General features: G+C 35.3%; 1 protein-coding gene. It reads right to left on the bottom strand.

The annotated features are described in order from the left end of the window. Positions 1–252 (bottom strand): DUF1516 family protein (locus tag GUI70_RS25595; RefSeq protein ID WP_368733646.1); only part of this gene is annotated, 252 nt, incomplete at its 3' end. Between the last annotated feature and the right edge of the window lie 26 nt (positions 253–278).

The raw sequence follows: 278 nt of genomic DNA on the forward strand, positions 1-278 counted from the left end.
TAACGGTAGAATGACACCTAATACCATTGTGATGATAATTAATGCAATTGTTATCCAAAACATTGTGTGACTTTGTTCATGTCTCTTTCTTTTAGCAATCGACACTTCCATCAATCCAACTACTGCAACACCACACAGCATTTTCAATGTAAGCAACATATGATTTGCCCCGCCATTCATAAATGACTGAATTAATATCCAAAATCCTGAAATTAACGTCAACAGCATAAATAAGCGTAAAATCATGTGCAACGGTTTGAAAAATGGTGATCTGCCTT

It is taken from the genome of Deinococcus alpinitundrae (assembly GCF_009982895.1).
In the GTDB taxonomy this organism is placed as follows: Bacteria; Deinococcota; Deinococci; order Deinococcales; family Deinococcaceae; genus Deinococcus; species Deinococcus alpinitundrae.